The following is a 22,822-nucleotide window of genomic DNA, read 5'->3' on the forward strand; positions in this document are numbered from 1 at the left end:
AGTCTCGCTGGAACGCGCCTTGGGTGCAAGGCGGGCGCTGAGGGATTTGGATTAGGCTGGTACCTCCGCACCCGCCCAGTCGAACTGTTTGCCGCTGTCTTTGGGGGTCAGCTGGCTCAGCACGGAGGCCAGGCATTTCGCAGAGTATTCAGGCGTGAACAGTTTGCCCTCGGGAACATTGCCCTGAAACGGGGCGGAAAGCCCCGTGTCCACGGTGCCGGGGTGCAGGCAGACGCAGATCGCATCTTCGTTCTTGCGTGCAACCTCGATGGCGTAGTTGCGCATCAGCATACACAATGCAGCCTTGGAGGCACGATAGGCGTGCCAACCGCCGAGGCCGTTGTCGCTGATGGATCCCACCCGAGCGGCCAGTGCCGCAAAAACCGTGCGTCCCTTGCGGGGCATCCGCCCCAGAAAGTGTTTGGCCACCAGCGCAGGGCCGATCGTGTTGATGCCGAACACCTGCTCAAACGCGGCTTTGTCTTGATGCCGGTAGCTCTTTTCCGGTGAAAGCCCTGTCTCTTGGTCGGTCAGAATGCCGGTTGCCACAATCACCATCTCCGCCGCACCGATCCGCGTTGCGAGTGCTTCAAGATCCGAGTCGGATGTTATATCTGCTTGATGTTGAGCGATTTTCTCTTGGCCAGCGGGCGACCCTTCAAAGGAGATGTCACCCCCGCGGGATACGGCATGGACCGTCTCAACCGCCGACATGCCGGCATAGGTTTCCACCAGGGCGCGGCCAATGCCGCCTGAGGCTCCAAAAATCACGACTGTGCGCGGGTCTGTCATATCAACCTCGTTACCAATTTGCGGGGCAGGAGTGCAGCGATGCGAAACACCCACGAAAACGGCGCGGGAAAAGAAGTCTGGAACCGATTTGAGCGCATCGCCTTGATGCAGCAGGCAGCGGCATCTTCGGGGGTCTGGATCATCGGCATCTTGAAGTCATTCTTGGCCGTAAGCCGGGTCTTGATAAAGCCTGGATTGACCACCTGTACTTTCACGCCGCTGTCGCGCAGATCGCGGTGCAGGTTCTCGCCCAGATGCATCACTGCCGCCTTGGAGGCGCCATAGCCGATTGCCCCCGGAAGCCCGGTGAACCCCGCGAGCGAGCCAATCAACACAATATGCCCATGCCCGCGTCTGGCGAACCGTGGGGCCACCCGTCCCATGGCGCGCATTGCGCCCATGAAATTGACTTCGCAGATGGCCTCTGCGGTTTCGGGTTCCCATTCCTGTACTGTCATCGGGTCGTACAGACCGGCACAATAGATCACCCCGTCAGCATCAGAGGCGGCTTCGGCGGCACTCGCAACCGAGCGCGAATCGGTGACATCCATAGGCAGGGCTTGCGCATCACCGAGCCCGTCAGAAAGCGCCTGCAGACGGTCTGCGTTGCGTGCAGACAGGATCAAGGATGCGCCTTCTTGGTCGAGGGCTTCGGCCAATGCGCGCCCAAGACCCTCGCTCGCGCCGATGATCCACCATGTTTGATTTTTGAAGCTCATGACTGTTCCGGTGCGTCTGTGTCGGGCGCGGGGCGAATGGTGGCGACAAGCTCTGCAACCTTGATGCCGAATTTGCGCATCTCGGAACGGTTCATGATGGTCCCATTCTCCATTAGATACATCCAGTCAGTCACATCAAGCACATGACCACCGGCATCCTTGGGCAGGCGAATGCGATACTGAAGCCGCACCGTGGCGCCTTCGTGCTGGCCTGTGCCCGTGCCGATGATATCCTCTGCAGTTGCGGTGAAGCTGCCGTTTTCGTGGATCTCGAGGTTCCATTGTCTGGCCTGTGTGCCACCGCCAGCATAGGAAAAATCTTCTGACAGCGTGCCACGGGTGCCGTCCCAGGTGCCGTTCATCTCAGCCACAAAGCGGGAGACCACGCGGCCGGTTGGCCCGTAGATCATCCCTTCGGAAATGAAACGCCCGTTCAGATGTGTGCGGATGTCAAAGGCAGGACCTGTGCCGGTGTAGTCAGAGGGGCGCTGGGCGCGAAAGCCAAAGCCGGGCCGCCACAAAAGCAAGAGCAGCACGAGGACAGTGATGCCGAGGAGGAGTTTCATGCATGGACCTCTTCACGGGGAAGTTGCAGCGCCAGCACGATTGCGGCGCATTTGATGACACAGGGCAGAACCGCGTAGGCGAGGGTCAGCGCGGTCAGCGCCGCTGCGGAATTTGTTTCGCCGGGCCGATAACCGCTCACTTCGAGCAGCGGCAGCAGCAGTGCCGCCGCGCTTGCGAGTGCAAGCTTTGCGGCAAAGGACCAAAGCCCGAAGGCGCGACCAGCTTGCAGCCCTGCACGATCGAGCGCGCCTGCAAAAAGGGCGGGCAGGATGACCATATCTGCGCCAAGCGCAGCGCCGGACCCAATGCAGATCAGCGCAAATCCAAAGGCTGCACCCGCAGGCAGGAGAGCGGCGCCGACAAAGGCCAGAATGGCGAGGCACATCGCAAAGATCAGGCTGCGAGTCGCCCCATATCGCGCTGCGGTGCGGGTCCAGACCGGCACCGAGAGCCCGGCTGCGAGAAAGAACAGGATCAGGAAGGGGCCGGCAAACTCCGGCAGCAGAAGCCTGTCTTCGACAAAGAACAAGAACAGCGTCGAGGTGATTGCCACCGGCAGCGCATTCACAAACGCCAGCGCCAGAAGGCCGAGGGCCCCCGAGCTGCGCAAGTCGGACAGGGTCAAAGGGGCGTCAGACGCACTTGGGACGCGCCAGAGCGGGCGGCTTGACCAGAGCGCGACGAGGCAGATAGCGGCCAACAGGATACCAAATGCGCCGTATCCACTGCCCGATGCCCCAAGTGCCACCAGTGCCGCCGGGGCACTCGCGGCAATGATAATGCCCGCCAGCGTGCCTGCCTCACGGTAGCCGGCCAGTGAAATCAGCCCGTTTCCCTGCGCCGCCAGTGCGGCGCTTTGCCCGTAAAACAAGATCGTCCCAAGGCTGTAGGCGGTGAATACCACCGCAAGGGCTGCGGTAAACCACACCGTGCTGCCCGTCTCGGGCCGCAGCGTGTAGAGCATCACAAACCCCAGTGCCATGCCCAGAGCGGCAAGGGTGGCAAAGGCAGGCTTTTGACGCGGGTAGCGGTCCACCAGCCAGCCAATCGCGGGGTCCTGTGCAAAATCCATCACCCGGATGCCGGCCAGGATCACGCCGAGGGTGGCAAGACTCATGCCAAGCTCCCCCGTCGCGTATCGCGGTAGGTGGATATAGAGCGGCAAGCCAGCCGCAGCCAGCATCAGTGCATATGTGCTGACCCGCCAGTTCACTGTCACTCCCCCCGCAGTTGCGCAGACAAACGCGCAGAGCGGCTGTTTGGCGAGAGCCAGATCCCGAGGAAACGCTTGCGCAGATCCGGATGCGAGATCCGGCAGGTGCGTTGCCCGTTGAGGCGCATGTCGATGACGTTGGCAGCAGGAGAGACGGCAACATAGCTGTCGCCTGAGTTTACATCGCGAAAGCAGCTGGCAAGCTTTTGCAGCATCTGGGGCTGGTCGGACCGCGCACCCTCAATCCGCTGAAGCTCTTTCTCGGTGCCTTCAAGGAGCTCCGCATCGGAAAACCCCCGCGCATAATCAATGCGAAGCGACAGCGGCTGGTTCCAGTCAAAGCGCCGCGCTCCCTCAATATGGAGCGTCGCCGTGTAGATCTCGAAGCCCAGAAACCGCAGCGTTGCCTTACCCAGTTCCACAGGGGCGCGCAGCCCGGTGGAAACCGGGTTCGCCGCAAGCGGCGTCGCCAGCGTCACGGCCGTAAAGAGCGCGACGCCTGCAAACCAGCAACAGAGGGCGGTGAGGCCGGTTTTAGGTCGCATGAGCCAGCTCCACCTGAACCACATCGGTCTGGCGGGTTTCGAAAGAGGCTGCGCAAATCTGCAGGTAGAACTGCCAGTTGCGCAAGAAACTCTGGTCATACCCGAGACCAAGCACCTTGTCCGAGGCTGCACTCAGGCGCTCGGACCACATGCGGCAGGTGCGGGCGTAATCCTGACCGAAGCCAAAGTTATCCGTGACCTGAAGCCCTGCATTGCGTGCGTGATGTGCGATCATGGCATCCGACAACAGCATACCGCCGGGAAAGGTGTATTGCCGAATATAGTCGGAGCCTTTGCGGTAAATGTCGAAATAGGCGTCAGGCACCGTGATGGCCTGCACCACCGCCCGTCCGCCTTCGGCGAGGCGGTCCTTCAGCATCGCGAAATACTGCGGCCAATATCGTTCTCCGACCGCTTCGATCATTTCGATCGAGACAATGCCGTCGAATTTGCCGCTGGTATCTCGGTAGTCGCAGAGCTGAATATCGGCCCGCCCATCGAGGCGTGCATCGGCAAAGCCATGTTGGCTGGGCGAAATCGTGATGCCAGTCACATGGCGGCCATGGTCTGCGGCGCGCTCGGCAAATCCGCCCCAGCCGCAGCCAACCTCGAGAATGCGCTCGGCCTCGCCCGTGCGGTTGAGGATGCGGTCATATTTGCGGTGCTGGGCGTCCTCCAGCGTGGCATCCCCCGGCGCAAAAAGGGCGGAGGAATAGGTCATGCTTTCATCGAGCCACAGCTGGTAGAACTCATTGCCGACGTCATAGTGCGCCTTGATGTTGCGGCTGGCACCAGAGCGCGAATTGGCGCGCAGGATGCGATCTACGATGCGGAATTTGAGCGTGGCAAGGCGGCTGGGATAGGCGAACCCCTCGAGATAGTCGAGGTTCAAAAGGGCCACCTGCGTGACGGCCTCAATCGACGGGGTGTCCCAAAGGCCCGCGACATACGTCTCGCCGAGCCCGATGTCGCCGCGAGACGCCAAAGCTGTGACCACGCTCCAGTCGTTGATCTGCATCTCGGCCGCCGGTTCGCCTTGGCCGAACTCGTAGACTTCACCCTCAGGGGTGATCAGACGCAGGCTTCCACGCCGAATGCTGGCGCAACTGTCGAGAAAATCACGTTTTACGCGGTTGGTAATAAACAGCATCAGCTGACCTCCTGTTCGGGCGGGAGCGGGCGTCTTCGATACCGGGCGCCCTTGAGTTTGAGTTTCAGCGCCTGCCAGTAGATCAAGGCGACCGTGCGCATGGCCCCAAACGGGCGACGCAGGCTGGCTTTGATCAGGCGGGCGTTATTCAAGTCGTGCAATTCGCCCATCAGGGTTGCGATGACGCCTTCGGAGCCGTTTTTGTGGGCGATGCGGATCGCGATCCGAGTCCCTGTTATATCAAAGGTAAATCGATAGTCGCCCGCGACCTCCTGAAAGGGGGAGACGTGAAAGATTTTCTGCGCACTCAGGCAGGATTTTGCGGTAATCGGTGCAAATTCAGGCTCAGCACAAAGATAGCTGTGACGGTCGCCAAAGGTGTTTGACACCTCGGCGATCACGCCCCTGAGGGTCGCTCCGTCGTATGCGAGCCAGAAGCTCACCGGGTTGAAGATGTAACCCAGAAAGCTCGGCTGAGTGAGCAACAGGATCCGGAGGTTTTGAGGGGCAAGGCCCGCGTGTTCGAACACCTCTTTCGCCCAATCCAGACCGCGTCCTTTTTTGGGGGCGCCACCGTGGTTTCGATCCATGACAGAGGCAAGGTTCCAGCGGTTGCGCGAAAAGAGCAACGGGCCGCGGGTCGATTGCGGATCAATCAGAACATAGTCCACGCCATATCGAAACGCGTTCTGGATGGCGCCGCGTCTGGCGTGGGTGGTGGTGCCTGCCAGATGCAGCGGCCCTTTTACCAGGGGGGATATGGGCGCGCTTGCGCTCATGCGACAAGGTCCTGCGCGCTGCGGCTACCCATGGTGCGCGCATCAATGGCCCGCGCGACGCGAACTGCACTGGCAAACCCGTCTTCGTGAAACCCATGGCGTAGATAGGCGCCTGCAAACCAGGTGTGGTTTTCGCCCTGCATGGCCTGAACGGCCCCCTGCGCGCGGATCGCGGCGCGATCAAAAACCGGATGGCGGAAGGTCTTGTCATCGTAGATCAGCTGCGGATTGACGTCCTGCACCGGGTTTAGGGACACGAACAGCGGATCGTTTTCCGGCAAGTTCTGCAGACGGTTCATCCAGTAGGTGACACCAATAGCTGGACGGTCGTCGCGCAGATCGGCCTTGTAAACCCACGAGGACCAGCAGGCGCGCCGCTTGGGCATCTGGCTTGCGTCACGGTGCAGGATCATGTGGTTGTCCTGATAGCGCATCACCCCGAGGGTCGCCTGTTCCTGCGGCGTCGGCGCAGCAAGGAGGCGCAGCGCATCATCGGAGTGGCAGGCAAAGATCACTTCGTCGAATTGCTCTGAACGACCATCGCCCAGACGCAGGGTCACACCCGCATCGTGGCGCTCGACCGTTTGCACAGGGCTGGCGGCGCGCAGGTCAACGCCGGTGTTCTGAAGGTGCCGGGTGAGGCGACGGACATACTCTCGGCTGCCGCCTTTGACCGTCCACCACTGATGCTGACCGGTGGCCGACAGCAGCGCGTGGTTGCGAAAGAAACGCACCAATGACCGGGCTGGAAAGGCGCTGATTTCTTCGGGTGGGGTTGACCAGATCGCGCCACAGATCGGCATCAGATAGTACCGCTGAAACCAGTCCCCGAGCGAGAGTTCCTTGACCAACTCGCCGATGGTGGTGCTGTCGTCGCGGGCGAACTCTTCGGCGCGGGCGTTGAAGCGCAGAATGTCGCGGACCATGCCAAAGAACGCGGGCCGTGCAAGGTTGCGGCGCTGTCCAAAGAGCGCATCCAAGCTGCGCAGTCCGTATTCCATCGCACCGTTCTCGATGGTGGCTCCAAATGACATGTCACTGCGCACAACCGGCACGTCCAGTTCGTTAAACATCCGCGTGAGATGCGGATAGTTCACGTAGTTGAACACGATGAACCCGGTATCGACCGGCTGGGTCCCGTGCAGGCCTGCCTCGACTGTGCGCGCATGCCCGCCAAACCGCGCGGCCGCTTCAAACAGGGTCACATCGTGGCGCGGACCAAGAAGCCAGGCGGCGGCCAGACCGGAAATGCCACCGCCAATGATGGCGATGCGGCGGCGCTGGGGGGGCAGGGCATCAAATGACATAAACTCTCCATCGGTTTTCATGAACTTACGAGTCCAAACGGGCGATCGGATCAAAAAACTAAAAAATACTCGGGGCAGAGCACTATTTTGCGGGATGAGGCATTTTTTTATGATCTGCTCGATGAAGCCGTGCGTACTGAAGGTATGTTCGAAGCATCTGCAGCTCTTTGTGAGGACCCACTTGATGCCCGCGCCCCGACCGCTAGTGTGGGCGAGGGCACAAGCGGTTGCCGGGAGAGCGACAGAGTGACAGGTGAGGCATATTCCGAGACGACAGTCTGGATGCTGGCAGTGCGCGATGACAGGGACAAAGCCGCCTTCGGGCGCTTGTTCGATCACTTTGCGCCCCGCCTCAAAGGCGTGATTTGCCGCTCGGGTGTCTCCCCTGCGCAGGCTGAGGACATCGTTCAGGACGTGATGCTCACGGTCTGGCGAAAGTCGCATATGTTCGACCCCGGTCGCGCTCAGGTTTCGGCCTGGATCTACCAGATCGCGCGCAACCGGCAGATCGACATCTTGCGCAAGGAAAAGCGTCCCGTACCGGAAGAGTTGAAGCCGGTCGAGGACACAGAGGATGACGCGTCACAGGTCGTGGCGCTGGAACAGGAGACGCAGGCTCTGCGTGCGGCGCTTCAGACCCTGAAGCCCGCGCAGCGCGAAATGGTGGAGCGCGCCTATCTGGGCGAGCTGACCCATGCGGAGATCAAGGCCGAGACCGGTCTGCCGCTGGGAACCATCAAGTCGCGCATCCGGCTGGGGCTGGAGAAACTGCGTCATGAATTGAAGGGAACGCAACGCTCATGACGGGTATTACGCACCATATCCCTGACGAGTTGCTGATAGCCTACGCGGCGGGCAGCTTGACAAAGGCGTTTTCACTTGTGGTCGCCGCGCATGTTTCCATGTGTGACGAATGCCGCGCGCGCCTTGGCGCGCATGAGGCGCTCGGTGGCGCGCTCCTTGATGATATGCCCGTGGCCGAGGTTTCGGCGGATATGAAGGGACGGCTGTTTGACGCGCTCGACGATCCGGTTGCCCGAGAAAAGCGCTATGACCGGGCGGGGATTTTTCCTGCACCTGTCATGGAAGCCTTGGGGGGGCTGCCGCCAAAGTGGAAGCCCCTCGGGCTCGGTGTGCGGCAGATGATCCTCGATCATGATCGCAGTGGCAGCGTGCGGCTTCTCTACATTCCGGCTGGACAAGGGGTTCCGGATCATGGGCACAACGGGCTGGAATTGACCTTGGTACTGCAGGGCGCGTTTTATGACGAGACCGGACATTTTGGTGTCGGTGATCTGGAGGTTGCAGATGGGGATCTGGAACATGAACCCGTCGCTGCTGATGGTCCTGCTTGCATCTGTCTTGCTGCGACGGATGCCTCGCTTCGGTTCCGCTCTTTTGTGCCTCGCCTTTTGCAGCCGATTTTCCGGATCTGAGCCTTCAGGGCTCAGGTGGTGACGGGAGCGAGGCGCTGCCTCGCGCTCCGGGATATTTTTGGTTAGAAGAAAACGATGACATGAAGAAGGGCCGCGGCATTTGCTGCGGCCCTTTGTAACATGGCGTGAGGTATGTCGCGCAGCGGTATTGCGTCAGAGGAATTTGCCCATGGCGCGGCCGGTGTCGATCATGCGGTTCGAAAAGCCCCACTCGTTGTCATACCAGCTCACCACGCGCACCAGGCCCTCGGAGGTCACGGCGGTTTGTGGGGCGGCGAAGATCGACGACCGCTTGTCGTGGTTGAAGTCGATGGACACCAGTGGAGCCTCTTCATAGCCGAGAATGCCCTGAAGCGGGCCCTCTTTTGCGGCGGCCGCGATCGCGGCGTTGATCTCTTCGACCGAAGCGACACGCTCGGGCTGGAACGTCAGGTCCACCACCGAGACATTTGGTGTCGGGACGCGAATGGCGGAACCTTCAAGGCGGCCCTTGAGGTGTGGCAGCACCAGGGAGATCGCGCGCGCCGCGCCGGTAGATGTTGGGATCATCGAGAGCGCTGCCGCGCGGGCGCGGTAGAGATCCTTGTGGGTGGTGTCATGGGTCGGCTGGTCGCCTGTGTAGGCGTGGATCGTGGTCATATAACCGGTCTTGATCCCAAAGGCGTCGTCCAGAACCTTGGCCACCGGGGCAAGGCAGTTGGTGGTGCAGGAGGCGTTGGACACCACGATGTCCTCTGCGGTGAGGTCGCGATCATTGACGCCAAAGACCACGGTGCGGTCAACTTCGGTCCCCGGCGCGGAAATCAGCACGCGTTTGGAGCCGTTTTTCAGATGCGCGGCTGCTTTGTCGCGGGTAGTGAAGAGGCCAGTGCATTCATAGGCGATATCGACATCGGACCAGGGCAGCTCTTCTGGGTTGCGGATGGCCGTCAGGCGGATCTCATGGCGGCCCACTTTCATGGTATCGCCCTCGACTGTAACCTCTGCGTCGAGGCGGCCGTGAACGCTGTCGAACTTCAGCAGGTGGACTTGGGTTGCCGGGGGGGCGAGATCGTTGATCGCCACCACCTCAACGTCGGTGGTGTCGTTCTCCAAAAGTGCACGCAGCACGTTGCGGCCGATCCGGCCAAATCCATTGATCGCGATTTTAAGGGTCATTTGCCAATAACTCCGGTTGGGTTTCCGGGCACGGCACCACCACTGGTACCGCTATCACTCGCGGCTATCGTTATCGCTAACGAAGGCGCCGATCAAGCCCCGTCGCTCAGCGTGAAACTGTCGCGCGATCACGAATGTGCAACTCTGGGCCTGCGCGTCAGGATAGCGCAATCTCAGACAGCTGCACGTAATATGCCCGGAAAATGGTCACAGACCCCGCCCATCCACTGTTTTGGCGGCACAGAATTTGCCCGCGTGACCGTAGGCTCCTAGGGTTACAGAGGACCCTGTCTCACGGTGAGGGAGGCATCTGCCGCGCTATCGCAAAAGGGAGAAAGATGGCCACATCCTTTGCTGCACGCCTGTCGCAACTGCTGACCCAAATCTATCCGGATTTGGACACGGAGATCCTTGGCTCCAAAGTGGTTGAGGCGTTTTGGCCCGAAGGCAGTCACCGGCGCAAGCGCCCGCGCAGGCCTGGAAATTCTCTTTGGTCAGAACGCGACGCATTGCTGATCACCTATGGCAACACCATGCGTGATGGGGCGCATAAGCCGTTAGACCTGCTGCATGATTTCCTGCTGACTTATATGAAGGGTGTTGTGAATGGCGTGCATATCCTGCCGTTTTTTCCCTTCACTTCGGACGACGGGTTTGCCGTCACGGACTATCGCAAGGTGAATCCTGAGCTGGGTGATTGGGCCGACATTCGCCGGATCGGCGGCGCGTTTCACCTGATGTCTGACATGGTGCTCAACCATGTGTCCTCGCAGAGCGCCTGGTTCAACGCCTACCGGCAGGGGCAGCCGCCTTATGACCGCTTCTTCTACGAGGCTTCGCCCTCGGACGATCTGAGCGCAGTGGTGCGTCCACGCACAACGCCGCTGCTGCAGGAGGTAGAGACAGCCACGGGCGCGAAACATGTGTGGTGCACCTTCAGCCACGATCAGGTTGATCTCAATTTTGAGAACCCGGAGGTCCTGCTGGAAATCCTTCGGATCATTCGCCTGCATATCGATCAGGGGGTCCGCATTATCCGGCTCGATGCGGTGGCCTTTATATGGAAAGAGGTTGGGACCAGTTCGATCCACCTGCCGCAAACCCATGCGATTGTACAGCTGCTGCGCCTGCTGGCAGATTATGCGACCGAGACGGTGGTACTGCTGACCGAGACCAACGTGCCGCGGGCTGAGAATCTCAGCTACTTTGGCAATCGCAACGAGGCCCATGTGGTCTATAATTTTCCGCTGCCGCCATTGATCCTGCACGCGATGATGGCGGGCTCGGCGCGCTACCTGCTGAATTGGGCACGGGCGATGCCGCCGGCGCCCCTGGGATGCGCCTATTTGAATTTCACCGCGAGCCACGATGGAATCGGGATGCGCCCGGCGGAGGGGGTGTTGCCGCAGGAGGAAATCGACCAGATGATCGCCTGCGTGCGGGCGGTAGGGGGTCTTGTGTCCATGCGGGCCTTGCCGGGGGGTGGTGAAGCGCCCTACGAGGTGAACTGCACCTATTTTGACGCGCTTGGCCGAACCTTTGACAGGGGCGAAGCGCGAAAGGTGGATCGATTCATCTGTGCGCAGACCATTCCCATGAGCCTTGAGGGAATTCCGGCGTTTTACATTCACGCGATGCTGGCGACGGCCAATGATCATGATGCGGTGGCGCGGCGCGGTATGAACCGGGCGATCAACCGCCACCGGTGGGATTACGGCGAGCTGAAGGCGCGTCTGAATGACGCGGACAGCGCGCAGGCTCAGGTGATGTCGGCGCTCTCCGAACGGCTGCGGGTCCGGGCCGAGCAGCCGGCGTTTCACCCCAATGCTACCCAGTTCACTTTGCAGCTGGATGATCGTGTCTTTGCGCTCTGGCGGCAGTCGCTGGACCGGGCGCAGTCGATCTTTGCGCTGCACAATGTCAGCGGAGATGGGGTGATCCTGCATCCCGGCGCGCTGAACCTTATTGAAGGTGAGACATGGCGGGATCTGTTGTCCGGTGACATGTTTGAAAGCGATGCAGAGATCACACTGGCACCCTATCAATGCCGTTGGATCACCAATCAGGCTTGAGCGGCGGCGCGGGAGAATGTTAGAGGAGCGCAGACGCCCCTCCAGACAAGGGAATTGTTGATGTTGGAGATTGCACCCACCCGCTGACAGGATCCGCACTCGGAGACCTGTCACACCCGGACAACCGCAGCACGCGTGTGCGCGGCCCGGTTTGACGTGGTTCAATCACAGGCAATATCACATGAACATTTCCAAGAACGAACAACGCGTGTTGCACGTGTTGGCGCAGGGTGGGCGCATCCTGTACGAGCGTGCGCCCAATGGTCGGGTCACCGAAGTGACATGCTACACGCGTGAGGGTCTGATCTTGGCCAATTGCAAGCTTGATGTTTTCAACAAGCTGAGGCGAAAGCGGCTTGTCGAAAGCAAATCCTCAAGACCTTACCAGATATCTGAAAAGGGGCGGCGTTCGGTACGTGCGCAATTGGACAACCGATGACGCAACAGGTGGGTGCGAGGGGCCAGCCCCTCGCGCTCCCCGGGATATTTGGGGTTAGAAGAATGGGGGCGCTGATCCGGGAGGCAGCAAGAATCCTGGGATAAGGCCATTATATCAGATCTGACCGCTTCGCCTTTTTTGGAGGTGCGGCGCAGAGCGGGGGCAGTGACATATTGATCCTTTGGGGGCGCCGGCTCTTGTAGCTGCGGCGCTCCTTGGGCAGGGGTCAGGGACTTGGGCTGTATTCGGCCTCATCCGCAAGCGCTGCAGCCTTGAGATCCTGCAGAAAGGTCGGATTTGCCGAGTGGATGCGGTTCCAGTTTGGAATGAAAGGGGTTTCATGGGGGTTTTCCAGAAACACCTGCCCGGCGGCCATGATGTTGTTTGCAAACATTTCGACCATTTTTTCTTCGCCGTGGCGATCCAGAGCGAGGCCATTCATCATGGCGTCGTGGGCATAGGCTTCCAGCAGATCAAGGGCCGAGCGATAATAGGTGGCCTTGAGGGTGCGAAAGACATTGGGGGTGAAGACCGTGCCGTCGGCGGCGAGCTTGCGAAAGATCGCCTTGCAGATGTCTGTTGACATGCGGTTGAGCCCCGCAGAGGCATCTTCGGGGCTGAGGGACTGGTGTTTGTGGTCGTAGTTGTCGGCGATCTCCACCTGACAAACGGCTTTGCGGCCAAGATTGCGCCAGGCTTCGGACAGAACGCCGATCTCCAGCCCCCAATCGGACGGGATGCGCAGGTCCGGCAAAAGTGGTGCGCGCAGGGCCATCTCCCCCGAGAGCGGGTAGCGAAAGCTGCGCAGGTAGTCGATATAGTCGCGATCTCCGATGGTGCGCTTCAGCGCGATCAACAGCGGCGAGACCAGCAGGCGCGAGACACGACCATTGAGTTTGCCGCCGCCCACCCGCGCATAAAACCCTTTTGAGAGCTGATAGGAGAAGGCGGGATGCGCCACGGGATAAACCAGCCGTGCCAGCATCTCCTTGGAGTAGGTGCTGATGTCGCAATCGTGGATCGCGACCACCGAGCTTTCGGCCTGGGCCAGAAGATAGCCGATGCAGGACCAGACATTCTTGCCCTTGCCCGGCTCGGGCGGCGCGAGCCCCTGTGCAGCCAGACGCGCGCCCAGCTGCTTCATGCGGGGGCTGTCATTCCACAGGACGCGGTGGCTTTGGGGCAGGGAGGCAAAATAGGTACGGGCGTGGCGGTATTCGGCCTCGCTGGCGCGATCCAAGCCGATTACGATGTGATGGAGGTAGGGAACACGGGCGAGTTCGTCGAGGATCGGGCGCAGGGCCGGGCCTTCGAGTTCGGAATAGAGGCAGGGTAGGATCAAGGAGATCTTGCGGGTCTGGGCAAAGGTAGTGAGCTCATACTCCAGCTCCTCGACCGGGCGGCTGCGCAGGTTGTGGAATTGGGCGATATTGCCATTCTGGTGGAAGTCAGCCATGCGCTGCGGCTCCTTTGTGGTCGTGGTCCCATTCGCTGAGGATCTGCAGCATGGCCGCGTTCCAGCCTTTTGGACCCTCCTGTTGCGTGTGCATGATCCGGTGCTCAGGCGGGATCGCGGGCATATCCGGACCATGATCGTTGCGTACAATGACGCCAATATCGGCGGTGGCGATCATTTCCGCGTCATTGGGGGCATCGCCAAGGGCGACGGTGAAGCAGGGGGCGTGTTGCTGGCGGATCTTTTGCATCTGCTGTGCCTTGGTGGCGCCATAAGAGAGCGTGAGGAACCGCCCCCCTTGGCGCGCGGTGACCCCTTCGCGGGCCAGTGCGGCAAGGAACGCGTCTTTCTGAGCAGGGGTGCCATGCCAGATGCCGGGTTCGCTGAACTGGCGCGTCTTGGCGCGCACTGCGCCCTCATCGCTGAGGCCCGTGAGGGCGGCAACCTTTTGCGTGGACATATCGCCAAAGCCTTCAAAGGGCATCTCGAGCCGCGTGAGAAGCCTGCGCAGTTTGTTGTAGGTGGCCGGGTCACTGTCGATCTCTGTCGGGCGCTGACAGGCGGATCCGTTCTCGACGATCATTGGGGCGTCTCCCAGCCCGAGTTCCTGATGCAGCGGCAGCATTTCGACCGCGGTCTTGGAGCTTGCCAGGATCAACACTGCATCGCGGCTGCGCAGCGCGGACAAGGCCGGTTGAGCGGCGGCATGGCTGTAGGTCGTGTGATCCAGCAAGGTGCCATCAAGATCACTAAAAACAAGCAGCCGGGGCATGACGGGGCCTTCCTGCAAGACGGCGCGACAAGGCCGTGCGTGAACTGTTCCCCAAGCCTAAGGAGCGCCGGGTATCTGGGCAAAGGTCGCGGGGCGTGCTCTGCTTTGATATGCTACAAATCTCAACATATGCCCGTTTTTTGTGCAAAGTTCGCGTACGGGCGCGATGCTGCGGCGCGGCGTGATTGGATCTGCGGCTTTGCGACGTGGCTCTCAGCTTCGCGACATCCCCCCGAATTTCAGTCCCAGCGGATGCCGCATCGACGAGTTTTCCTGTCGGATCGCAGTTGGCGCAGGTGGCGCCAAATCGAGACGATCGCGCAATCCACCTGCAGGCTTTTGCTGCGGTGGCAACCAAGATTGCGCCCGGCACATTCGCCCGAGGTCGCCTTTCCCCAACAGAGAGGACCAACCACCATGCCGCTTAAACCGCCTTTGACGGAGCTTGAGATCAAGACTGCCGACAGCGGATTCTACAAAGGGTTTACCAAGGATGTGACAATCACTGCCAAGATCCTTGTTGCCGCCCTGATCCTCTGGGCCGTGGCCTTTCCAAATCAGGCGGCCAGCGTGCTGTCGCACCTAAACGGGGTCATTCTGGCCAGCTTCAACTACTGGTACATCTACGTGGTCGCCTTTTTTGTGGTGGTGAGCCTGGGGCTTGCGATCTGGCCTGCATCCGGACGTCTGCGGCTCGGAGCGGAGCATGAAAAGCCAGAGTTCTCGGCCTTCTCCTGGTTCTCCATGATGTTCGGCGCTGGCATGGGAATTGGTGTTCTGACCTATGCCACCGGTGAGCCGATCTATCACTTCCAGAACAACCCGGATGTCATCCAGGGTTTTGTCGAAGGGGCCAGCGCCGAGACGGTGCGCTCTGCCTACAAGTGGTCCTTTTTGCATTGGGGTCTGTCTCCATGGGGGGCCTATGCGTTGACCGGGCTTGCGCTCGCGTTCTTCGCTTACCGCCGCGGGCTCCCGCTGACCATTCGGTCGGCGCTGACGCCTCTGTTCGGCGATCGGCTGTCGGGTTTTGCGGGTCATGCCGTCGATGTGGTGGCCGTCATCGCGACCGTGCTGGGGGTGGCGCAAACGCTCGGCTTTGGGGTCGAGCAATTCGTCGCGGGGCTGAGCCGCATCGGCTTTGGCGACTGGCTTCTTGTCACAACCGATGAAGGAACCCAAAAGGCGTCTGTGGTGGCGATCGTGCTGTCGCTGGTGATCATCATGGGGGCTTCGACGCTGTCGGCCCTGTCGGGTGTCGGCAAGGGGATCAAATGGCTCTCCAACATCAACATGGGGTTGAGCGTGTTCTTGCTGTCGTTTTTCCTGATCTTTGGCTCCACGGTTTTTGGCCTCACGGCGCTGGTGACAGGGATCTATGACTATCTCCTGGCTTTTCCCGCGATGCTGTTCACCGTCTGGAGCGACAAAGGCACCGAGACCAGCAGCGCACTTGAGAGCTGGCAGGGTGGTTGGACCATTTTCTACTGGGCTTGGTGGATTGCGTTTGCTCCCTTCGTCGGTTTGTTCCTCGCCCGGATCTCTCGAGGTCGGACGATCCGCGAATATGTCTTTGGCGCGATGCTGGTACCATCCGTCATGTGTTTTGTCTGGTTCGCCCTGATTGGCGGCACCGCCATCGATCTGGAACTGTCGGGCATCGCAGAGGGTGCAATCCTTGGAACGGGGCTGTCAGACCAGCTCTATGCAACCCTCGCAGTTCTCCTCAGCGATGGTCTGGCCTGGGTGTTCTCGGTGGTCGTCGCGGTTCTGTTGATGACCTACCTTGTCACCTCGGCGGATTCGGCGGTGTTGATCATCAACACCATCAACGCCGCAGGTGACGAGGGACCAAAGGCACGTCCTCATATCATCTTCTGGGGCGTCGCCTTGGCGTTGGTTGTCGGAGCTTTGCTGATCATTGGTGGTCTCGGTGCGATCCAGACCGCGATGATTATCGGCGCGCTGCCCTTCTCGGTGGTGATGGCGTTGATGGGCGTTGCCTTGATCAAGGCCATCATCCTCGACGGGCTTCGGGGCCGCGCGGGACTGCCAGTTACGGCAGATCAGCTCGCGGGCGAGTAGTCCGGTCATGTCCAAACGATTGCCCGCGCGACATCCTGCGCGCGGGCAATGACATCCTGCGCGCGGGCAATCCGGGGGCTTTGCGCGGCACAGGGACATCGGCCATGCACAGCAATGCTTGGCCTTCGGGGGCGAAGCCTCTATCTCTTTTGGTGACAAAGAGAAAAGGACCGCCCATGCCCGCCGCGCAGCCCGACTATGTGATTGCTCCGCCCCCACAGCCCGCCCTGCCAATTGCCGAGAGCACCGCCCTGTTTCCCGTGCGCAGGGTCTATTGCATCGGGCGCAATTATGCCGCGCACGCGGTCGAGATGGGACATGACCCGGATCGCGAGCCGCCGTTCTTTTTCCAGAAAACGCCCGACAGTCTCGATGCTTCGGGGCGCTTTCCCTACCCGGTGATGAGCGAAGACGTCCATCACGAAGCAGAGCTTTTGGTGGCGCTCGGCAAAGGCGGCGAGAATATCTCTGAGGATGCCGCGCTTGATCATGTCTGGGGCTATGGGCTGGCGCTTGATATGACCCGTCGCGATCTGCAGGGGATCGCCAAAAAAGCGGGCCGGCCTTGGGAAATTGGGAAATCCTTTGAACATGCGGCCCCGGTTGCGCCGTTAACGCCGGCCACGACGATCGGGCATCCCGACGCGGGTGTGATGACGCTCACCGTGAATGGAACGCCGCGCCAGCAGGGGGATCTCAATCAGATGATCTGGAAGATCCCCGAAATGATCGCGCATCTTTCGCAGTATTACAGGCTGGCGGCGGGGGATGTGATCCTCACGGGTACGCCTGCGGGTGTTGGCCCGGTTCTGCGCGGTGACCAGCTTGAGCTCACTTTCGACGGCCTGACCCCGCTTCGGGTTCTGGTGGAGTGACAAGCGCCGATCCCAGGAAACAGGGATTTCATCATGCACCCCCCCTCGGGGCGCCGGGGATTGGCGCGGGTTACATCGCCGCACTCCATACCCTATCTCTGCACTGAAGGACGGCACGGATCTGAAATGAGGGACACATGACTGTTGAATTCGACGCGGCGCGCCTTGGTCCCATCCTGTACTACCGAGGTCTGGAGGGCGACGCGCTGCAGCTGGCGGCGATGGTCATGCTACCGATTGGAGAGCGCCCCGAAACTCTGCGTACGGATGCGGGGGACCACGCGCCGACGCTCTTGCGCGAGATTGGTCGCAGCGCGGTTTGGCGGTATGATTTCGGTCTGACGCCCAGCTGCGGCAGCTATCGCCTTGGGGATCAGAGCTACGACGTGCAGACTGATCTTCATGGCGATATGCGCATTGCCTTTGCGTCTTGTAATGGCGAGGAAAAAGGTGATCTCGACCGGGATCAGGAAGAGCGCAACCGCATGTGGGCGCATATGTGTGCCGAACACCGCCGTGCGCCTTTTGCGCTGTTGTTGCAAGGGGGCGACCAGATCTATGCGGATGAGGCGACAGAGGGCCATCCCCTGAGCGAAGACTGGCCGGACAAGGCCGGGCGTCCGCGCAACGCAGAAGAGCTGAAAGACCTGGCCGATCATCTCAGGCTGCGGTTTGCGGAGCGGTATGTGCAGGCGCTCTTTGGCGAGGCGCCAAGCTGGATCATGGCGCGGGTGCCGACACTGGCGATCTGGGACGATCATGACATCTGCGATGGCTGGGGTTCACTCTACCGCAGCAAGACCCACTCCGAGGTGGGGCAGTGTCTCTATGCCGTGGCGCGTGAAATGTATCTCTTGTTTCAGCACGCCGCCGTGGAAGGCGACATTCCGGATCTCTTTATGGACGAGACGGGCACCTCGCTGTCATGGCAGCGCGCCTTGCCGGGGGTGAAGCTGCTGGCGCCGGATCTGCGCGCCGAGCGCGGCCGCCGTCAGGTTCTGGGCGCCTACGGGTGGTCTGCGGTCGAGGCGATGAAGCCGGGATCGGAACATACTTTTGTGATTTCCAGCGTACCGCTCCTGGGGCCGCGGTTGTCATTGGTGGAGGGGCTCATGCTGATGATCCCGACCATGCAGAAATACGAGGACGATCTGCGCGATCAGTGGCAAAGCCGCGCGCACCGCAAGGAATGGATACGCATGCTCAAGCAGGTCATTGCATGGCGCGAGGAGGCGCCGGTGACGATCCTGTCTGGCGAGATCCACCTCGCCACGCGCGCCGAAATGGGTCCTGACGAGACGCGCGTGCATCAGCTTGTGGCCTCGGGCATTGCCCACCGTGCGCCGCCGCAGAGCTATGCCCGAAGTCTGGGCACTTTGGCGGGACTCGGTGATGCGCCTGTGAGCGGGCATCCGATCCGTATTCATCCGCTTCCGGGTCAAAGCCAACGCTATACGGCGGAGCGCAACTATCTTGAGCTCAGGCGCACGCATGGAAAATGGCACGCGGTCTGGCACCTCGAAGAGAGCGGGGACACAGTCCCGATGGTTCTGGAGTAACAGCAGCGGGCGGGTCGAGATCTTCACCTTTGATAAATTTTTCTGAACTTTTCCTTTCTTTTCAGGCCGTATCGTGGGGTCTGACAGGGAGACATTAATCTCTTTGCGTCACGCTGTTCTCGCGTTGGGGTGACGCAATTGGGTGAGTGACCTTTGCATGTATCAGGCCATTGGACCGGTGCCGTGCAAGGGTAGGGGATAGTAATACATGAGTGAAAAAGATCAGAGACGACCAAGCGGTCTGCGCGGGGCCGAGTTTCTTGGTGTGGCGACAGCCTTGATATTGGCGGTACTGGCGGGGCAGGGGCAGGCAAGGCTGCCCCATGACACGGGTTTTGCCGCTCTTCAGGGGCCGGGCGCGACGCCGCTCAGCCGGGATCGCCGTGTAGTGAAGGCGCCTATGCCGCAAATGTCGCCCCTCAGTTGGCGGTGCCAGTTGGTCTGCGACGAGACTGGCCATGTGCGCCAATCCTGCCTGATGCTTGCAGACCCGCGATTGAGCAGCATTGGGCAGCGGCTTGACTATCTCTCAAAAAACAAATCCGCGCTCAAATCCCTTGGTGATCTGGGATTGAGCGATCTGACTGAAACGCCCACCTGCTAGGTGGCGCGCCCCAGCCCGGGGCGCGCGAGGTCAAATCTGAGTCGTGTAGGAACGGAGCGCCTCGCGTGTTCCTTTGCTCCAGATCAGTGCATGCCAGTGGCAGAACCGGTCCGCAAAGTGCGTCTCCTGAGCGAGATCTCCGTAATATTCGGACTGCGCCAGCCAGACCTCGGGGGCGGTCCTTGCGGCCTGCGCCGCTTGTTGCAACTGCGGCCAGTTGGGGTCATTGGCTTCGATCTCGGTTCCGTCTTCGCGCAGCCCAGCGCACATCCGCGCCCAGAGGGCCTCGACCAGAGCGAGACCATCGACCGGACCCCGCGCAGCCAGCGCGTCACGCAGGATCGGCAGGATAAAGCCCGCGTGCCGTGAAGAGCCGTCGAACGCCACCCGCCGGGTGGTGTCGTGGATGGCTGGGTTCGAGAACCGGTCCGCAATCAACGCCACATAAGCGTCCGCTGTGATGCCAGGCACCGGCGATACATAGGGCGCGATCTCTTGGGTCTCCACCTTCTCGAACATGGACCGAATGTCGGGATCCTGCATGCAGTCCGCGATCGTCTCACAGGACAATAGCTCGCCCGCATTGGCGATGACCTGGTGCCCGGCGTTCAGGATACGGATCTTCATCGTCTCATAGGCGTGGACCTGATTGGTGAAGGTCGCCCCGACCTTGTCCCAATCCGGACGCCCGGCGCAGAAATTGTCCTCGATCACCCATTGGCGATAGGGCTCATGGGTGACGGGGGCCTGATCGGCGACGCCCATTTCCGCAGCAAGCGCTATCTCTGCCGGGCCGGTTGCGGGGACAATGCAATCGACCATGGAATTGGGAAACGTGCATTGCGCCGCAATCCAGCTTGCGAGCTCTGGATCGCTGCGACGGGCCAGGCCAAGCACGGTCTGGCGGGTGACATCGCCATTGCCCTGCAGGTTGTCGCAACTTTGTACAGAGAACGGCCCAACACCGGCGGTGCGGCGCAGCGCAAGGGCCGCAATGATCGCGCCGAACACGGTGCGCGGGGTGCTTGGATTGGCAATATCGTGCAGGATATCCGGATGTGTGTCATCAAACGCGCCCGAGACCGGATCCCGGTAATACCCGCCTTCGGTCACCGTCATGGAGACAATGCGGATCTCGGGGCGGGCCATGGCCGCAATCAGCGCGCCATTGTCAGCCTCGATCGGCAGGTAGTCGATCATAGAGCCAACCACCTCGGCGGACGTGGTGTCAGGGGAGAGAGCGATCAGGGTGGTGAGACAGTCCTGCGCCTTGAGGCGCGCGCGCATCGCGGCGTCATAGTCGCGCACGCCAGCGCCGATGATGGCCCAATCCTGGGCCTCGCCCTGCTGCATCAGTCTGTGCAAGTACCAGCTTTGATGGGCACGGTGAAAATTGCCAAGCCCGATGTGAAGGATGCCCGCCGTCAGCGCCGCGCGATCATAGGTCGGGCGCGTGATATGTTTGGGCAAATCCGAGAGAGTGTCGTTTGAAAGGCGCAGCGAGGTCATCAGCTCATCCAGTTTCCGCCGTCGACGTTATAGGTCTGCGACACCACATAGTCGGCCTCAGCGCTGGCGAGAAAGATCGCCATACCGGTCAGATCATCTGCGGTTCCCATGCGCCCAAAGGGCACGGCGTCGCCCACTTCGCGTTTTTTTTCGCCGGGGGCTTTGTTTTCATATTTTGCAAAAAAGGCATCTACGCCATCCCAGTGCTCGCCATCCACCACACCGGGGGCGATGGCATTCACATTGATCCCGTGCTGAATGAGGTTCAGCCCCGCTGACTGCGTCAGACTGATGATCGCCGCCTTGGAGGCGCAGTATACAGCGACCAGAGCCTCGCCGCGTCGTCCGGCTTGACTGGCCATATTGATGATCTTGCCACCGGCACCACGCGAAATCATGTGTTTCGCAACCGCCTGCATGGTGAACAGCGTCCCGGCAACATTGATGTCGAATACGCGTTCAAAATCGTCGCGGTGGATTTCCGTGATGGGTGCGGCGGTGAAAATCGCGGCGTTGTTGACGAGAATATCAATGCACCCCAAGGCCTCGACGGTTTGCTCGACCGCGCGCTCGATGCTCTCTTGGCAGGTCACGTCCAGTTCTATCGCAACCGCTTGGTCGCCGAGCTCGAGTGCCGTCTGGCGCGCGCGTTCAGTGTCGATATCAGCGACCGCGACGCGGGCACCTTCGCGAATGTAGGCCTCGGCAAAGCTGCGCCCGATGCCACGGGCTGCGCCGGTGATCAGGGCGGTTTTTCCTTCAAGTCTCATTAGGGGATCCTCAGGCCTTGGGCGTCAAAGCGATGCATCACATCCGTACGTGGCGTCAGGCTGACCCGATCGCCGTGGCGAAAGCCAACCTCGCCGTCGGCACGCACGGTGATGGTCTCGGCGAGACCCGTGTCGTGGATGTGAAAGAAGGTATCCGACCCCAGGTGTTCGGAGACCCCGACCACGCCCGACCACATGCCGCCGCTCTCGCCGATGTCGATATGCTCGGGACGCACGCCAATGGTGTGCGCGTCGTATTTTGCGGCCTCGTCGCCTTCGATAAAGTTCATCTTGGGCGAGCCGATGAAACCTGCCACAAAGAGGTTGCGGGGGCTGTGATAAAGCTCTAGCGGGCTGCCGACCTGCTCGATGTGACCCGCGCGCAGCACCACGATCTTGTCAGCCATCGTCATGGCTTCGACTTGGTCATGCGTGACGTAAATCATTGTGGTTGCGAGTTTCTTGTGAAGTTCTGAGATCTCCATCCGCATTCCGACCCGCAGGGCGGCATCGAGATTGGAGAGCGGCTCATCAAAGAGGAACGCTGCAGGTTCCCGCACGATGGCACGACCAATGGCAACCCGCTGACGCTGTCCGCCAGAGAGCTGGCCGGGCTTGCGATCCAGATAGTCGGTCAGATTGAGCGCCTTTGCAGCGGCATCGATGCGGCGCGTTTGCTCGGCGTCGTCGATGCCTGCCATTTTCATCGGAAAGGCGATGTTTTTGCGCACCGACATATGCGGATAGAGCGCGTAGGATTGAAACACCATGGCAAGGCCGCGTTTGGCAGGCGGCGTCATGGTTGCATCTTGACCGTCAATGCGGATCTGACCAGAGGTCACGTCCTCAAGCCCTGCAATGAGGCGCAGGAGGGTGGATTTTCCGCAGCCCGAAGGGCCGACGAAGACTGTGAATTCACCGTCCTCAATCGTCAGGTCCAGTGGCGGGATAACTTCTGTCGCCCCAAAGCTTTTGGTGACTTTGTCGAGTGTAATACGTCCCATAAGTCGTCGTC

The 22,822-nt window shown here is 60.7% G+C and carries 22 protein-coding genes; 8 read left to right on the forward strand and 14 right to left on the reverse strand.

The genetic code is table 11. The features are described 5' to 3' along the window. Positions 1 to 51: 51 nt before the first annotated feature. From TM1040_RS06355 to TM1040_RS06390, 8 genes are read right to left on the reverse strand one after another with little or no spacing between them, the layout of a single operon-like run. Positions 52 to 792, reverse strand: a complete 741-nt coding sequence (locus TM1040_RS06355; RefSeq protein ID WP_011537755.1) for an SDR family NAD(P)-dependent oxidoreductase — start codon at positions 790 to 792, stop codon at positions 52 to 54. Next, entirely contained in the window at positions 789 to 1,511 is a 723-nt protein-coding gene (locus tag TM1040_RS06360) for an SDR family NAD(P)-dependent oxidoreductase (protein WP_011537756.1), read from the reverse strand. Before TM1040_RS06360 ends, TM1040_RS06355 begins: the two co-directional genes overlap by 4 nt. Next, the gene (locus TM1040_RS06365; protein WP_011537757.1) at positions 1,508 to 2,077 is read right to left on the reverse strand and encodes a DUF3833 domain-containing protein; all 570 of its coding nucleotides are present in this window, start codon (positions 2,075 to 2,077) and stop codon (positions 1,508 to 1,510) included. The genes TM1040_RS06360 and TM1040_RS06365 overlap by 4 nt, the downstream gene beginning before the upstream one ends. Beyond that, complete coding sequence (locus tag TM1040_RS06370) at positions 2,074 to 3,291, reverse strand: MFS transporter (protein ID WP_011537758.1); 1,218 nt, start codon at positions 3,289 to 3,291, stop codon at positions 2,074 to 2,076. Before TM1040_RS06370 ends, TM1040_RS06365 begins: the two co-directional genes overlap by 4 nt. A gap of 2 nt (positions 3,292 to 3,293) precedes the next feature. Then, entirely contained in the window at positions 3,294 to 3,836 is a 543-nt protein-coding gene (locus TM1040_RS06375) for a hypothetical protein (protein WP_011537759.1), read from the reverse strand. Continuing rightward, a complete protein-coding gene (locus tag TM1040_RS06380) occupies positions 3,826 to 4,986 on the reverse strand; it encodes an SAM-dependent methyltransferase (RefSeq protein ID WP_011537760.1) in 1,161 nt (386 codons plus the stop codon). Before TM1040_RS06380 ends, TM1040_RS06375 begins: the two co-directional genes overlap by 11 nt. Next, positions 4,986 to 5,765, reverse strand: coding sequence for a DUF1365 domain-containing protein (locus TM1040_RS06385; RefSeq protein WP_011537761.1), 780 nt, complete (start codon positions 5,763 to 5,765; stop codon positions 4,986 to 4,988). Before TM1040_RS06385 ends, TM1040_RS06380 begins: the two co-directional genes overlap by 1 nt. After that, positions 5,762 to 7,072: an NAD(P)/FAD-dependent oxidoreductase gene (locus TM1040_RS06390; protein ID WP_044026662.1), complete on the reverse strand. Its 1,311-nt coding sequence runs from the start codon at positions 7,070 to 7,072 to the stop codon at positions 5,762 to 5,764. Before TM1040_RS06390 ends, TM1040_RS06385 begins: the two co-directional genes overlap by 4 nt. A gap of 246 nt (positions 7,073 to 7,318) precedes the next feature. Between TM1040_RS06390 and TM1040_RS06395 the strand changes: the two genes are divergently transcribed. Both TM1040_RS06395 and TM1040_RS06400 read left to right on the forward strand, forming a co-directional pair. Next, the gene (locus TM1040_RS06395) at positions 7,319 to 7,876 is read left to right on the forward strand and encodes a sigma-70 family RNA polymerase sigma factor (protein WP_305809490.1); all 558 of its coding nucleotides are present in this window, start codon (positions 7,319 to 7,321) and stop codon (positions 7,874 to 7,876) included. After that, positions 7,873 to 8,508 carry a ChrR family anti-sigma-E factor gene (locus TM1040_RS06400; RefSeq protein WP_011537764.1) on the forward strand — a complete coding sequence of 212 codons (636 nt, stop codon included), beginning with the start codon at positions 7,873 to 7,875 and terminating at the stop codon, positions 8,506 to 8,508. The genes TM1040_RS06395 and TM1040_RS06400 overlap by 4 nt, the downstream gene beginning before the upstream one ends. Before the next feature lie 153 nt (positions 8,509 to 8,661). Here TM1040_RS06400 and gap read toward each other — a convergent pair whose 3' ends face one another. Beyond that, positions 8,662 to 9,666, reverse strand: coding sequence for a type I glyceraldehyde-3-phosphate dehydrogenase (gene gap, locus TM1040_RS06405; protein WP_011537765.1), 1,005 nt, complete (start codon positions 9,664 to 9,666; stop codon positions 8,662 to 8,664). A gap of 338 nt (positions 9,667 to 10,004) precedes the next feature. Between gap and TM1040_RS06410 the strand changes: the two genes are divergently transcribed. Together TM1040_RS06410 and TM1040_RS06415 are read left to right on the forward strand one after the other, a co-directional pair. Continuing rightward, on the forward strand, positions 10,005 to 11,738 hold the full coding sequence (locus TM1040_RS06410; RefSeq protein WP_011537766.1) for an alpha-amylase family glycosyl hydrolase: 1,734 nt from the start codon (positions 10,005 to 10,007) through the stop codon (positions 11,736 to 11,738). A 181-nt stretch (positions 11,739 to 11,919) separates the two neighbouring features. Continuing rightward, positions 11,920 to 12,177 carry a YjhX family toxin gene (locus tag TM1040_RS06415; protein ID WP_011537767.1) on the forward strand — a complete coding sequence of 86 codons (258 nt, stop codon included), beginning with the start codon at positions 11,920 to 11,922 and terminating at the stop codon, positions 12,175 to 12,177. A gap of 226 nt (positions 12,178 to 12,403) precedes the next feature. Here TM1040_RS06415 and TM1040_RS06420 read toward each other — a convergent pair whose 3' ends face one another. Next, on the reverse strand, positions 12,404 to 13,633 hold the full coding sequence (locus tag TM1040_RS06420) for a glycosyl transferase (protein WP_011537768.1): 1,230 nt from the start codon (positions 13,631 to 13,633) through the stop codon (positions 12,404 to 12,406). Further along, a complete protein-coding gene (locus TM1040_RS06425) occupies positions 13,626 to 14,405 on the reverse strand; it encodes an HAD-IIB family hydrolase (protein WP_011537769.1) in 780 nt (259 codons plus the stop codon). The genes TM1040_RS06420 and TM1040_RS06425 overlap by 8 nt, the downstream gene beginning before the upstream one ends. A 417-nt stretch (positions 14,406 to 14,822) precedes the next feature. Between TM1040_RS06425 and TM1040_RS06430 the strand changes: the two genes are divergently transcribed. From TM1040_RS06430 to TM1040_RS20475, 4 genes are all read left to right on the forward strand, one after another. Then, positions 14,823 to 16,490, forward strand: coding sequence for a BCCT family transporter (locus tag TM1040_RS06430; RefSeq protein WP_044026663.1), 1,668 nt, complete (start codon positions 14,823 to 14,825; stop codon positions 16,488 to 16,490). 176 nt (positions 16,491 to 16,666) lie between these two features. Beyond that, complete coding sequence (locus TM1040_RS06435) at positions 16,667 to 17,365, forward strand: fumarylacetoacetate hydrolase family protein (protein WP_044026664.1); 699 nt, start codon at positions 16,667 to 16,669, stop codon at positions 17,363 to 17,365. A gap of 137 nt (positions 17,366 to 17,502) precedes the next feature. Continuing rightward, positions 17,503 to 18,924, forward strand: a complete 1,422-nt coding sequence (locus TM1040_RS06440) for an alkaline phosphatase D family protein (RefSeq protein ID WP_011537772.1) — start codon at positions 17,503 to 17,505, stop codon at positions 18,922 to 18,924. Between the two features lie 208 nt (positions 18,925 to 19,132). After that, a complete protein-coding gene (locus TM1040_RS20475; RefSeq protein WP_011537773.1) occupies positions 19,133 to 19,528 on the forward strand; it encodes a hypothetical protein in 396 nt (131 codons plus the stop codon). 30 nt (positions 19,529 to 19,558) lie between these two features. Here TM1040_RS20475 and TM1040_RS06450 read toward each other — a convergent pair whose 3' ends face one another. From TM1040_RS06450 to TM1040_RS06460, 3 genes are read right to left on the reverse strand one after another with little or no spacing between them, the layout of a single operon-like run. Then, complete coding sequence (locus TM1040_RS06450; RefSeq protein ID WP_011537774.1) at positions 19,559 to 21,037, reverse strand: mannitol dehydrogenase family protein; 1,479 nt, start codon at positions 21,035 to 21,037, stop codon at positions 19,559 to 19,561. Beyond that, positions 21,037 to 21,807 carry an L-iditol 2-dehydrogenase gene (locus TM1040_RS06455; RefSeq protein ID WP_011537775.1) on the reverse strand — a complete coding sequence of 257 codons (771 nt, stop codon included), beginning with the start codon at positions 21,805 to 21,807 and terminating at the stop codon, positions 21,037 to 21,039. The genes TM1040_RS06450 and TM1040_RS06455 overlap by 1 nt, the downstream gene beginning before the upstream one ends. Next, positions 21,807 to 22,811: an ABC transporter ATP-binding protein gene (locus TM1040_RS06460; protein WP_011537776.1), complete on the reverse strand. Its 1,005-nt coding sequence runs from the start codon at positions 22,809 to 22,811 to the stop codon at positions 21,807 to 21,809. Before TM1040_RS06460 ends, TM1040_RS06455 begins: the two co-directional genes overlap by 1 nt. Positions 22,812 to 22,822 lie beyond the last annotated feature (11 nt).

This window comes from Ruegeria sp. TM1040 (assembly GCF_000014065.1).
GTDB lineage: Bacteria > Pseudomonadota > Alphaproteobacteria > Rhodobacterales > Rhodobacteraceae > Epibacterium.